The sequence below is a fragment of the Actinomadura chibensis NBRC 106107 genome (genome assembly GCF_001552135.1).
Lineage (GTDB): Bacteria > Actinomycetota > Actinomycetes > Streptosporangiales > Streptosporangiaceae > Spirillospora > Spirillospora chibensis.
The window spans coordinates 139,210-151,087 of record NZ_BCQP01000037.1 but is presented as its reverse complement, the minus strand read 5'-3'; the positions used below and the strand labels follow the sequence as shown (position 1 = coordinate 151,087).

General features: G+C 71.2%; 12 protein-coding genes. 7 read left to right on the top strand and 5 right to left on the bottom strand.

The annotated features are described in order from the left end of the window. Positions 1 to 1,382 precede the first annotated feature (1,382 nt). Positions 1,383 to 2,213 carry a peptidoglycan recognition protein family protein gene (locus tag ACH01S_RS21915; protein ID WP_067894321.1) on the top strand — a complete coding sequence of 277 codons (831 nt, stop codon included), beginning with the start codon at positions 1,383 to 1,385 and terminating at the stop codon, positions 2,211 to 2,213. Positions 2,214 to 2,224: 11 nt separating this feature from the next. Here the strand turns inward: ACH01S_RS21915 and ACH01S_RS21910 are convergent, their stop codons facing one another. Together ACH01S_RS21910 and ACH01S_RS21905 are read right to left on the bottom strand one after the other, a co-directional pair. After that, positions 2,225 to 2,413, bottom strand: coding sequence for a hypothetical protein (locus ACH01S_RS21910; RefSeq protein ID WP_052357975.1), 189 nt, complete (start codon positions 2,411 to 2,413; stop codon positions 2,225 to 2,227). A 115-nt stretch (positions 2,414 to 2,528) separates the two neighbouring features. Further along, positions 2,529 to 3,857, bottom strand: a complete 1,329-nt coding sequence (locus tag ACH01S_RS21905; protein ID WP_067894219.1) for an MATE family efflux transporter — start codon at positions 3,855 to 3,857, stop codon at positions 2,529 to 2,531. A 342-nt stretch (positions 3,858 to 4,199) separates the two neighbouring features. Here ACH01S_RS21905 and dnaB point away from each other — a divergent pair, with 342 nt between their 5' ends. Continuing rightward, entirely contained in the window at positions 4,200 to 6,797 is a 2,598-nt protein-coding gene (gene dnaB, locus ACH01S_RS21900) for a replicative DNA helicase (RefSeq protein ID WP_067894208.1), read from the top strand. 10 nt (positions 6,798 to 6,807) lie between these two features. After that, positions 6,808 to 7,233 carry an MmcQ/YjbR family DNA-binding protein gene (locus ACH01S_RS21895; protein ID WP_067894205.1) on the top strand — a complete coding sequence of 142 codons (426 nt, stop codon included), beginning with the start codon at positions 6,808 to 6,810 and terminating at the stop codon, positions 7,231 to 7,233. On the opposite strand, the gene ACH01S_RS21890 is transcribed toward ACH01S_RS21895, so the two are convergent. After that, complete coding sequence (locus ACH01S_RS21890; protein ID WP_067894202.1) at positions 7,230 to 8,309, bottom strand: Gfo/Idh/MocA family protein; 1,080 nt, start codon at positions 8,307 to 8,309, stop codon at positions 7,230 to 7,232. The two genes, ACH01S_RS21895 and ACH01S_RS21890, sit on opposite strands and share 4 nt — an antisense overlap. 81 nt (positions 8,310 to 8,390) lie before the next feature. Between ACH01S_RS21890 and ACH01S_RS21885 the strand changes: the two genes are divergently transcribed. From ACH01S_RS21885 to ACH01S_RS21870, 4 genes are all read left to right on the top strand, one after another. Further along, a complete protein-coding gene (locus ACH01S_RS21885; protein ID WP_218010346.1) occupies positions 8,391 to 8,996 on the top strand; it encodes a TetR/AcrR family transcriptional regulator in 606 nt (201 codons plus the stop codon). Between the two features lie 77 nt (positions 8,997 to 9,073). Continuing rightward, the gene (locus ACH01S_RS21880) at positions 9,074 to 9,949 is read left to right on the top strand and encodes an NmrA family NAD(P)-binding protein (protein ID WP_067894197.1); all 876 of its coding nucleotides are present in this window, start codon (positions 9,074 to 9,076) and stop codon (positions 9,947 to 9,949) included. Between the two features lie 18 nt (positions 9,950 to 9,967). Beyond that, positions 9,968 to 10,513 (top strand): DUF1707 SHOCT-like domain-containing protein, encoded by a 546-nt coding sequence (locus tag ACH01S_RS21875; RefSeq protein WP_067894315.1) that lies wholly within the window; start codon positions 9,968 to 9,970, stop codon positions 10,511 to 10,513. 45 nt (positions 10,514 to 10,558) lie between these two features. Further along, on the top strand, positions 10,559 to 11,080 hold the full coding sequence (locus tag ACH01S_RS21870; protein WP_067894194.1) for a GNAT family N-acetyltransferase: 522 nt from the start codon (positions 10,559 to 10,561) through the stop codon (positions 11,078 to 11,080). Here the strand turns inward: ACH01S_RS21870 and ACH01S_RS21865 are convergent. Further along, complete coding sequence (locus ACH01S_RS21865; RefSeq protein WP_067894191.1) at positions 11,062 to 11,493, bottom strand: hypothetical protein; 432 nt, start codon at positions 11,491 to 11,493, stop codon at positions 11,062 to 11,064. The two genes, ACH01S_RS21870 and ACH01S_RS21865, sit on opposite strands and share 19 nt — an antisense overlap. Positions 11,494 to 11,545: 52 nt before the next feature. Then, complete coding sequence (locus tag ACH01S_RS21860; RefSeq protein ID WP_148344167.1) at positions 11,546 to 11,848, bottom strand: DUF6191 domain-containing protein; 303 nt, start codon at positions 11,846 to 11,848, stop codon at positions 11,546 to 11,548. Positions 11,849 to 11,878 lie beyond the last annotated feature (30 nt).

Here is an 11,878-nt window from a genome sequence, read left to right as displayed (position 1 = left end):
CCACGCCCCGCGGCCCCCGCGCCCCGCGAACCCCCTCGCCCCGCCCGACTTCCCGTGAGCCGTCCCGCCCCGCGACCCCACGCCCCGCGACCCCACGCCCTGCTGCCCCACGCCTTGCTGCCTCGCCGCGAAACCGCTACGTCCCCGAGCCGCCCCCCACGTCTCCCCGCCGCCCGCCGCTCTTGTCCCTTGGCCCTGTGCGCCCCTGCCCTAGCCTGCGCCTCGCCACGTCTGCCCGATTTCCGCTGCGTTCTCGTCCGCTGGCCTTGTGCGCCCGCGACCCAACTCGTCCCGCGCCCCGCCACGTCACCCGACCCCGCCGCGCTATCGTCCGCTGCTCCTGTGCGTCCCTGCCCAAATGCGCCCCTGCGTCTCGCCATGTCTGCCGATCCGCCGCGCCCTTGTCCTCTGATCCAGTGGGTCCTTGACGCAGTGCGCCCCGCGCCTCGCCACGTTCGCCCGACCCCCGCTGCGCTCTCGTCCCCTAGTCCTGGTCCAGCGCGCCCTGCGCCCGGCCATGTCCGCCGACCCGCTGTGCCCTTGTCCGCTGGGCTTGTGCGGCCCTGCCCCAGTGCGCCCCGCGTCTCGCCATGTCTGTCCGATCCGCCGCGCCCTCGTCCTCTGACCTAGTGGGTCCCTGACGTGGTGCGCCCTGCGCCTCGCCACGTCTGCCCGACCCGCTGCGCCCTTGTCCGCCCTCCAGGCGCCGTCCGCGAACACCGGGTCCGCGCGTGACCGGCCCGACCCCTCGGCAGCCGCACGGTCGACGGTCTGAGCGACCGCGTCCGAGCTGACCGAACCGGTCCCGCGAACGGACCGCCTTCACGCGGCGACTCGCGCGGGACGCCGGAACGCCCCGCCGTGGCCGCCCGCTCACCGGCACTCACCCGCCAGGGCCTTGACCCAACTCGTCTCGCCCTCACCACGTACGTCTCCCGACCCCGCCGCGCCCTTGTCCGCTGGTCCTGTGCGCCCCTGACCCAATGCGCCCCGCGCCTGCCACGTCTGCCTGATCCGCCGCGCTCTTGTCCCCTAGTCCTTTGTGAGTTGCTGGCCGAGTGTGTCTTGCGTCTCGCCATGTTTGTCCGACCCGTTGGGCCCCTGTTCTCTGACCTAGAGCGCTCCCGAGCTGTTGCGTCTTGGGTGTGTTCTTGGCGCTCGATCTGGTGCGGCTTCGGGTGTTCGGTTGGGGTGCGAGGGGTGGGTGTGTTCGGTGGGGTGGGTGGAATTTCTTGGGCAAGGGTGGGGCATTGGCGCGCCATGCTGGGGTTTCCGGCTTGGGGTTTCATGTGAAACGTCCGCGAACCGCCCGGTGTTTCGGGGGGCGACAGACCGGTCATCACGTTCCGTGATCATGAGATCGCGGAGTGAGGGGAGTGGCGGTGGTCGCGCGTTCGGGCAATTCCGCGGACGGCTGGCCGGTGACGCGTCGGTCGGTCATCGGGGGCGTGGTGGGCGCCGGGCTGCTGGAGGTGCTGTCCCTGGGGCTGCCCGTCCAGGACGCGGCCATGGCGGACGATCCTCCGATCGGGTGGCCCGCGGACGGTGACCGCTTCACGGCGGACGCCCCGCGCGTCTACACCCGCGCGCAGTGGAAGGCGCGCCGCGCGCGGCGTCCGGCGAAGGTGCTGAACCGGCGGCCGGACCACATCGTCATCCACCACACGGCCACGGCGAATTCGAGCGACACCTCCCTGGCGCACGCGTTCGCGCTGTCGCGGTTCATCCAGTCGTTCCACATGAACAGGAACGGGTGGGACGACTCGGGGCAACAGCTCACCATCAGCCGGGGCGGCATCGTCATGGAGGGCCGCAACCGCAGCCTGAAGGCCGTCCGGGCGCGGGACCTCGCGGTCGGCGCGCAGGTGCTGCACCACAATTCGCACACGATCGGGATCGAGAACGAGGGCACCTACTCCAGCAGGGCCGTCCCGCGCCGCCTGTGGAACTCGCTGGTGGAAGTGTGCGTCTGGCTCTGCCGCGCGTACGACTTGGAACCGCGCAAGGCGATCGTCGGGCATCGCGACCTCAACCAGACCGCCTGCCCGGGGGACGCCCTCTACGCGAGGCTGCCCGCGTTGCGCAGGGCCGTGTCGGCGCGTATCGGCGGCTCGCCGGAGCAGGAGTCGGCGCAGCAGTCTCCGCAGAAGCCCGAGAACTCCACGGAGGATCCCGGGTTCCCCGTCCTGCCGTCGATCGACGACCTGACCTGAGCCGCCGCGCATCAGGTCTCCGGGGTCGTGTAGCGGGTACGGCGGCGGGCGATCTCCGGGTCGATGCCCTCGACCAGCGACCAGATGCCCGCCACCCGTTCCACCAGGGTCTCGGGAGGCAGCCCGGCCAGGCCCTCCGCCGCCAGGTCGTCGATCGCCTGCGTCAGCCGGGCCATCCGCTCGCCGTGTGTGGAACACATGTTCGAATAGTAGCGAGTGTGGCGGGCGGTGCGGGTGCGGTTCGCCGAAATCCGCCGCGGGCATCCGGCCGGTCGGACGCGGTGAACGCAGCCAGCGCGAGGACGTTCCCGCTGGTCAGCGGACCGCGCCGGTCACCAGCCAGCGGTCTCCGCGGGCGCGGAGACCGAGGGTCAGCATGCGGGTGAGCATCCACAGGCCGATCGCCGTCCACAGCCCGGTGAGGCCCGCGTCCGCCCGGTAGAGGACGACCGCCGCGGGCAGGAACACGGCCGTCGCGATCAGCGTCGTCAGGGCGAGGTAGGCGCCGTCCCCGGCCCCGATCAGGATCCCGTCGAGGACGAAGACCACGCCCGCCACCGGTTGCAGCAGCGCCACCACCAGCAGCGACGCGAGCAGCAGGTCGCGGACGCCGCCGTCCGAGGTGAACAGGCCGGGCAGCCACGGCCGGACGGCGACGATCACCAGCCCGAACGCGACGCCGCAGCCGACGCCCCACCCGACCATCCGCCGCGTGACGGCCCGGGTCGCGCCGATATCGGACGCGCCCAGATACCGTCCGGTGATCGCCTGCCCGGCGATCGCGATGGCGTCCAGGGCGAACGCGAGGAGCGTCCAAACCTGGAATCCGACCTGGTAGGCGGCGATCTCCTGGTCGCCCATCCGCGCCGCGACGGACGTCCCGACGATGAGGACGACGCGCAGCGCCGCCGTCCGCACCAGCAGGCCGAAACCCGCCGTGGCGGACGTCCTCAACCCGTCCAGGTCGGGCCGGACGGGAGCCCCGTGCCGCCGCGCCGCCCGCAGCACGACCGCGACGTAGACGGCGGCGCTGCCCGTCTGGGCGAGCACGGTGCCCCACGCCGACCCGGCGATCCCCCAGTCCAGGACGATGACGAACACCACGTTCAACAGCAGGTTCACCGAGAACCCGCCGACCGACACGAGGAGGGGCGTGCGGGTGTCCTGGAGGCCGCGCAGCACGCCCGTCCCGGCGAGGACGATCAGCATCGACGGGATCCCGAACAGGCTCACCCGGAGGTAGGTCTCGGCGAACGGGGCGACGGCGGGGGACGCCCCGAACGCGTCCACGATCAGCGGGATCAGCGGCCAGCCCGCGACGACCAGCGCGGCGCCGATGGCGAGCGCGAGCCACATCCCGTCGATCCCCTGCCGGACGGCGGCCCGCAGATCACCGGCGCCGACCTGGCGGGCCACCCCGGCGGTCGTCCCGTAGGCGAGGAAGACGCACAGGTAGACCAGCGTGTTCAGGGCCTGCCCGGCGACTCCGAGCCCGCCGAGCGGCGCGGTGCCGAGGTGCCCGACGATCGCCGAGTCGGACAGCAGGAACAGGGGTTCGGCGACGAGCGCGCCGAAGGCGGGCACGGCGAGGCGGAGGATCTCGCGGTCGTGCGCGCGCGCGAGCGTTCGCCGGGGGGTGGTCACCGCGTCGAGGCTACCAGGCCCGTAACTTTCGAAAAAACTTCAAGCCTTACATCGGCCCGGACGGCGAACTAATTTTCCCGCACACCCGGTGGACGACGTCCACGCAGGTCAACACGGGTGAGCGCGGGAAATTTCCACCTCCCGTCCACAGACTTATCCACAAGTCGTGCACAACCAGCGCGGCGTGTCTGCACAGGGACTCCACAGGCTCGTCCACAGGACGCTTTGCTCGCGGCCGCGTGGGCTCGGGAGAATGTCAGACGCTTCAGATAGACGTGGGATGAACGGTCGGCGATGAGGCGGACGGGGCCGCCGCCGACCGGCGATGAAGGGGGTGCGACGGTGAGTGTGGCCGAGATTGGTCCGCCCGAACCCGAATTCGAACGCACCCCGCCGCATGACATCTCGGCCGAGCAGGGCGTGCTCGGCGGCATGCTCCTCTCCCAGGACGCCATCGCCGAGGTCGTCGAGATGCTGCGCACGCCCGACTTCTACCGTCCGGCGCACCAGATCATCTACGACACCATCCTCAACCTCTACGGCCGCGGCGACCCGGCCGACGCGGTCACGGTCGCCGGCGAGCTGACCAAGAACGGCGAGATCGGACGCATCGGCGGCGCCCCCTACCTGCACACCCTCATCTCGCTGGTGCCGACGGCGGCCAACGCCGGGTACTACGCGAAGATCGTCCATGAGCGGGCGATCCTGCGGCGGCTGGTCGAGACCGGCACCCGCATCGTCCAGATGGGCTACGCGGCCGACGGGGCGGACGCCGACGAGGTGCTCGACCGGGCCCAGGCCGAGGTCTTCGCGATCGCGGAGAAACGAGCGGGCGAGGACTACATCTCGCTCAGCGAGATCATGCCCGGCGCCCTGGACGAGATCGAGGCGATCGGCAGCCGCGGCGGCCAGATGGTCGGCTGCCCCACCGGCTTCGCCGACCTCGACGCCCTCACCAACGGCCTCCACGCGGGCCAGATGATCGTCGTGGCCGCCCGACCCGCCATGGGCAAGGCGCTGGAGATCGGTACGTTGCTCCCCACGCCGACAGGCTGGACGACGATGGGGGACGTCCAGGTCGGCGACCACCTGATCGGAGCCGACGGCAGACCGACCCGGGTCGTCGCCGCGACCGAGGTCATGCACGGCCGTCCCTGCTACGAGATCGAGTTCTCGGACGGCGAGGTCATCGTCGCCGACGCCGAACACCAATGGCGCACGACGACCCGTGCCGACACCCCTCGGCAGACCGAGAACAGAGCGGCCTGCCACCGGCCCGCTGAGGCGATCAAGGGTGTCCGATGGGCGCCCGCCGAGCAGCCTCCCCGACCTGTCTCGCGTCGCCAGGCCGTGGCCGAAGTCGCGGCGGAGTTCAGACACGCCCCGCACGCGCTCACCCGCCGATCAGACCACCGCGGCGCACTCGACACCAAGCGCCGAGCCCGCGACGAATGCACCAGCCTCCACCAGGGGCTACAGCACCGGACGGGCCGACCGAAGACTTCCGCGACAGAAACATGGCACCGCTCGATCAAGACGACCGAAGAGATCGCCGCGACACTGCGGCGCGGCGACGGGCCCAACCACGCCGTCGAGGTGGCCGCCCCGTTCCGCCTTCCGGACGCGGATCTCCCCATCGACCCGTACGTGCTCGGAGCATGGCTCGGTGACGGATACACCCGCGACGGCAGCATCACCTGCTTCGATGAAGAGATCCTGACGGAGATCGAAGCGGCCGGACAGCCGGTCGAGCGGCGCCGAGCCCCAGGACGATCAAGCCTCCCCGGCCTCACCCGCAAGATCAAAGACCTCGGCCTACAGGCGAGCAGGCACATTCCGACCCCGTACCTCCGGGCGTCCGAGGCGCAGCGGCGGGCGTTGCTGGCCGGGATGCTCGACACCGCCGGGAACGTGTCGGAGACCGGGCAGGTGCAACTCGCCGTCGTCGGCAAGCGGCTGGCCGACGACGCGCACGAGCTGATCCTGAGCCTCGGCCACCGCGCGACGGTGACGACCGAGCCGGTCAAAGGCCATGATCCCGAGACCTCGACGCGCCACCTGATCGACTTCACTCCCACCGAGCCGGTGTTCCGGTCGCCGCGCAAGGCGGCGCGGCAGCACAGGAACGTCCGTCCGAAGACGCGGGTGCGGTACATCGTGGACGTGCGTCCCGTCGCGAGCGTGCCGGTCCGGTGCGTGCAGGTCGACAACGCCGACCACATGTATCTGGCGGGGCGTTCCTGCATCCCGACGCACAATTCGACCCTGGCGCTCGACTTCGCGCGGGCGGCGTCGATCAAGCACGGGCTGACGTCGGTGTTCTTCAGCCTGGAGATGGGCCGCAACGAGATCACGATGCGGCTGCTGTCCGCCGAGGCGCGGGTGGCGCTGCACGCGATGCGGTCCGGCACCATGCAGGACGAGGACTGGACGCGCCTGGCCCGCCGGATGAGCGAGGTCGCCGAGGCCCCCCTGTTCATCGACGACTCGCCCAACATGTCGATGATGGAGATCCGCGCCAAGTGCCGCAGGCTCAAACAGCAGCACGACCTGCGCCTGGTCATCATCGACTACCTGCAACTGATGTCGTCCGGGAAGCGGGTCGAGAGCCGCCAGGTCGAGGTGTCTGAGTTCTCCCGTTCGCTGAAGCTCCTCGCCAAGGAGCTGGGCGTCCCGGTCATCGCGTTGTCGCAGCTCAACCGAGGCCCCGAACAGCGAACCGACAAAAAGCCCATGGTGTCCGACCTACGCGAATCGGGCAGTATCGAGCAAGATGCGGACATGGTGATCCTGCTGCATCGGGAAGATGCCTATGAGAAGGAGTCGCCTCGGGCGGGGGAGGCCGACCTGATCGTGGCCAAGCACCGTAATGGGCCGACCGCCACCGTCACGGTCGCGTTCCAGGGGCATTACAGCCGGTTCGTCGACATGGCTCAGTAGGGCGGCGGGCATGGCGGGCGGTGAGGAGCGGCGGGCCCGGGTCGAGGACGTGCACGAGTTGGCGCTCGGCATGCCGCATGTCACGGTCGTGCACGGGAAGGGCGGCAATCCGATCTACCAGGTCGGCGGCAAGTCGTTCGTGTTCTTCCGCACGGCCCGTCCGGACGCGTTCGACCCGGAGACGGGCGAGCGCTACCCGGACGTGATCGTGTTCTGGGTGCCGTCCGAGTCCGACAAGCAGGCCATGGTCCAGGACGAGAACTCGCCGTTCTTCACCACCCCCCATTTCAACGGGCACGCGTCGGTGCTGCTGCGCGGGAGCCGGGTCGGTGAGCTCACGTTGCGCGAGGTCAGGGAGGTCGTCCAGGACGCGTGGCTGGCGCGGGCGTCGCGGCGGCGCGCGGAGACCTGGCTTCGCGAGCACCCCGAGCCCTAGTCCCGGGGGATTCGTTCGAGCAGTTCGTGGAGTGCCGCGGCCTCCCGGAAGTCGGGCACGCGGTGGCCGCCGTCGCGCAGGTCGGCGACCAGGTTCCGGTAGAGGCGCGCGACGTTGAGCGCCTGCGTCGGCAGGCCGCCCGCGACGTCGCCGGTGTCGAGCGCGACCGGTTCCCAGGCGTCCGAGCGCGAGATGAAGAGGTCCAGGCGTCCGATCTGGGGTTGCACGGCCAGCGGTTCCGCTTCGGGTGCGGAGGTGAGGGCGAGGGTCCCGTCCGTCCCGGTGATCTCCAGCCGGGTGCGCGGCGGCCCGGACTCGGCGTCGTGCAGGTGGATCGACATGACGGCGCCGGAGTCGAAGCGCGCGATGGCGAGGAGCTGGTCGGGGGCGGTGACCTTGATGGGTTCGCCGGTTTCGGCGACGCGGTGGTCCGGGCTGCGCAGGGCGGTCCGCGCGGTGAGGTCGCGGATCGGCCCGAGCACGTATCGCACCAGGTCGAGGGCGTGTCCGCCGAGCACGTCGACGAGCCCGGCGCCGTTGGCGGCGTCGAAGGTGTAGGCGGACCGGGCGGGGACGTCGACGTCCGCGCCCCTGGTCCGCGCGCTGTAGAGCGTCGCGGACAGGACGTCGCCGATCGCGCCCGCGCCGAGCAGGTCGCGCATGCGGACGACGGCGGGGGCGAAGCGCGCCTGGAGGCCGACCGCGCCGCGGACGCCGGCCGCGTCGGCGGCCTCGCGAAGGGCGTGGGCCTCGGCGGACGTGCGGGTCAGCGGCCATTCGCAGTACACGTGCTTGCCCGCGTTCAGCGCGGCCGTGACGAGCTCGACGTGCGCGGGGACCTTGACGGTGACGACGACGAGGTCCACGTCGGGGTGCCGGGCGAGGTCGGCGGCGTCGGTGAAGGCGTGGCGGGCGCCGAACCGGTCGCGGGCGGCCCGCGCGGTCTCGGCCCGGGTGGTCGCGACCGCGGTGAGCGCCACGTCCGGAATGGAGTCGATCGCCGGTATGTGGGCGCGCGGCGCCCAGCCCTGGTCCGGGCTGGCTCCCACGATGCCGACGTTGATCGGACGGGTCATCGCCGTACTCCTAACTGGGTCAAGGTGTTCCGTTTATAGCATAACTGGAACGCCATGACCCGGTTCGGTAGCCTGGCGGGCATGACCGCCGTCGACGCCCTCCTCGCCCCCGGCGGCACGCGGCTGCGGGCCGACGCGCGCCGCAACGCCGAGCGCCTGGTCGCCGCCGCCCGCGCCGCCCTCGACGAGAAGGGCCTGGAGATCACCACGCGGGACGTCGCCCAGCGCGCCGGGGTCGGCCTCGGCACGCTCTACCGGCGCGTGCCGTCGCTGGACGCGCTGCTGGCGGCGATCCTCATCGACACGATCACCGAGATGACCGAGCTGGCCGTCCGGGCGCGCGCCGCCGACGACCCCTGGGCCGCCTTCGTCGACTTCGCGGAGTCCTACGTGCGGCTGCGGGCGTCGAGCTGCGGCCTGCACGACGCGCTGTCCGGGGCGTGCGATCTCGATCTCGACCCGCACATCGATCGGCTCCGCCGGGAGGTGCGGCATCTGGTCGCGCGGGCGCAGGACGCCGGAGCGATCCGCGCCGACCTCGACTGGAGCGACGTCCCGTTCGTGCTGGCCACGGCGATCCCGTCCGACCACACGATCGGGCTCAGCGCCAAGCCCGACCAATGGCGGCGCAATCTCGGCATCATCCTGGACGGCTTGCGTCCCCCAACGGGCATGGGTTCCGAATAGGGGCCTAACGCGGCCAGCCCCTGACCGCATTGGTTCGTACCGTGCCTGAACGACACGACCTACGAGGGGGCATCACGATGACGATCGTCGTCACCACTCCGACCGGGCATGTCGGTTCCCGGGTGGTCCGGCTGCTGCTGCAGGCCGGGGTCCGGCCGCGGGTGCTGGTCCGCGACCCGGCCCGGCTGGACGACGCGACCCGCGAACGCGTCGACGTCCGGCGCGGCGACCTGACCGACGCCGGGTTCGTCCGGGAGGCGACGTCCGGCGCGCGGACGGTCTTCTGGGTCGACCCGACGCCGCACACGTCCGAGAACCCGATCGAGACCTCGGAGCGGACGGCGGCCGGGCTGATCGACGTCGCAAGGGCGGGGGAGGTCGGACGCGTCGTCCTGCTGAGCAGCGTCGGCGCGGAGCGGCGGCACGGAGCCGGGCACATCGACGCGCTGGCGCGGATCGAGGAGCTGCTCGACTCGACCGGCGCCGACACACTTCACCTGCGCTGCGGCTACTTCTTCACCAACCTGCTGATGGACCTGGACGCCCTGAAGCGCGGCGTCCTGACCACGTCGTTCCATCCGGACGCGCCCATGGCCTGGGTCGATCCGCGCGACATCGGGGACGTCGCCGCCGCGCGCCTGCTCAGCGACGCGTGGACGGGCCGCGTCGTGCAGGCCGTCCACGGGCCCGAGCATCTGAGCTTCACGCAGGTCGCGGAGATCGTGTCCGACGCGGTCGGGCGGAAGATCCGGGTGGAGGCGGTCGGCGACGACGACGTCCGCGCCGCGCTGCGGTCGGCCGGGCTGCCGCCGGGCGCGGTGGAGAGCATCGTCGGAATGGCGGCCGGGACGCGCGACCTCGTCCCGGAGCAGCCGCGCGACGTCGTGACCACGACGCCGACGCCGCTGGCCGCCTGGGCGTACGCGTATTTGCGGCCGCTGCTCCGTTCCTGACGGTATTAGAGTGCAGTGGTGCCCGATGTGCCGGAGGACCCGTCGACGCTGATCGGCGACGAAGAGCGCGACAATGCCGTGCGGCGCGTGCGGGAGGCGTATGCGGAAGGGCGCATCTCGCACGAGGACATGACCGGGCGACTCGACCGGGTCCTCACCGCCGAAACGCGGGACGAGCTCGCGAAAGCGCTGACCTCGCTCCCGGCGGAAAAGGCGGCGGCGACGTCCACGATCGGCGCGTTCAACGGTCGGATCCGGCGGAGCGGCGCATGGCGGGTGCCGCGAAACCTCAAGGTCGAGTCGGCGTTCGGACGGGTGCATCTGGACCTGTCCCGCGCGGTCATCGAATATCCGGTGGTCGATATCGAGGTTCGGCTCGGCACCGGCCGCGCCACGATAACGGTGCCGCGCGACGCGGTCGTCGACATCGAGAACCTGCAGGCTTCGTGGAAGCCGACGCTCTACAAGGCCGCGCGGCGGGCCCGTCCCGGCGGCGGGCCGACGATCCGCATTTCGGGGGCCATGGGTTTCGGCCGCTTGAAGATCCGCCACGCCCGCCGCTGAACACGGCCCTTCCACCGAAGGGCCGCGTGGCCGCACACTCTGGTCATGACGGTGCTGGAAACGGAACGGCTGGTCCTGCGGCCTTTGACCGGTGCGGATTTCGACGACTACGCGGAGATGCTGGCCGATCCGGAGGTGGCCTCGGGATTGGCGGAGACAGTGGGCACCGGCCGGGCGGACGCGTGGCGCAGCCTCGCCATGTTCATCGGCCACCGCGAGATCCGGGGATATTCGCACTGGGCGCTGGTGGAGAAGGCGACGGGCGCTTTCGTGGGACGCGCCGGCCCGTGGCGGCCGCACGGTTTCCCGGGCCTCGGAGTGGGATGGTGCCTGTCCCGCCGCCATTGGGGAAAGGGCTACGCGTCGGAGGCCGGGCGCGCCGCCGTCGCCTACTGTTTCGCCGAACTCGGGGCGGACGAGGTCATCTCGCTGATCCTGCCGGGCAACGCCCGTTCCATCGGCGTGGCCGAGCGCATCGGGCACGCGCACCTGCGCGACTCCGAATACCGGGGGCGGCGCGTCCACGTCTACGGGCAGCGCGCTGAGGGTCAGCCGACTTTCGTGTAGATGATGTCGAAGTCGTGCTGCCAGGTGGTGTTGTCGAGCGACTTCTCCCAAGCCGCCTCAATGGTGCGGCCGTCGTCGCTGAGCGTCCCGGAGAAGCGCTGGTCGAAGCCCGGCGCGTGCCGCCATATCCGCCAGAGGACGCCGTCGAACGTCATCTGGTAGATCCGGGAGACGCCGCGCGAATCGTAGTAGAGGGCGGTGTAGGCGTCGGAGGAGTCGTCCCGGCCGATGAGCTGCGTGGCGGACGGGGCCGGGTCCGGGGGCGCCGAGTGAATGCGGAGGAACGCGCCGCCTTCGAGCCATTCGACGGTCGTCCGCGCCTCGCCGTCCCCGAACTGGGGGACGCGGACCGTCCATTCGCCGACCAGTGGTTCGAGTGGTTCCAGTGCGGGATTGGGCGGCAGCGATGCCATGACACGTCCTCCAGTTCCCCGGGCGCCCGGACGGGCCCAGGGTTCCACTCTTTCAGTTGGAGGGGGCCGGGGGACGGCGGACGATCGCCGTTCCGCCGTCCAGGTCGATTTTGTGGCGCGGGGGGCCGCTGTCGTCTTCGTCGTCCCGCATCATGAGGGACGAATTGCGCTGGTCCTGCTGGTGGCGGTGCGTGCCCTGGAAGAAGGCGTCCAGTTCGCCGACCGCCACGGCGGAGATGGGACGGCCCGCGTCGTCCCGCCGCCAGGGCAGGCGGAACCTGCGGTGCGCCCACAGGCCCGCGCGGTCGAGAACGGCGAACGCGACCAGCCCGATCACGAGTCCGGGAATGGTCATGAAGACGATGAGGGCCATGCCGCTCCAACG

Excerpts from the sequence above, each read along its gene's own strand:
- ACH01S_RS21910 (WP_052357975.1), bottom strand. The coding sequence starts at position 2,413 with ATGTGTTCCACACACGGCGAGCGGATGGCCCGGCTGACGCAGGCGATC.
- ACH01S_RS21895 (WP_067894205.1), top strand. The coding sequence starts at position 6,808 with ATGGCGGGCGGTGAGGAGCGGCGGGCCCGGGTCGAGGACGTGCACGAG.
- ACH01S_RS21890 (WP_067894202.1), bottom strand. The coding sequence starts at position 8,309 with ATGACCCGTCCGATCAACGTCGGCATCGTGGGAGCCAGCCCGGACCAG.
- ACH01S_RS21885 (WP_218010346.1), top strand. The coding sequence starts at position 8,391 with ATGACCGCCGTCGACGCCCTCCTCGCCCCCGGCGGCACGCGGCTGCGG.
- ACH01S_RS21880 (WP_067894197.1), top strand. The coding sequence starts at position 9,074 with ATGACGATCGTCGTCACCACTCCGACCGGGCATGTCGGTTCCCGGGTG.
- ACH01S_RS21870 (WP_067894194.1), top strand. The coding sequence starts at position 10,559 with ATGACGGTGCTGGAAACGGAACGGCTGGTCCTGCGGCCTTTGACCGGT.
- ACH01S_RS21865 (WP_067894191.1), bottom strand. The coding sequence starts at position 11,493 with ATGGCATCGCTGCCGCCCAATCCCGCACTGGAACCACTCGAACCACTG.
- ACH01S_RS21860 (WP_148344167.1), bottom strand. The coding sequence starts at position 11,848 with ATGACCATTCCCGGACTCGTGATCGGGCTGGTCGCGTTCGCCGTTCTC.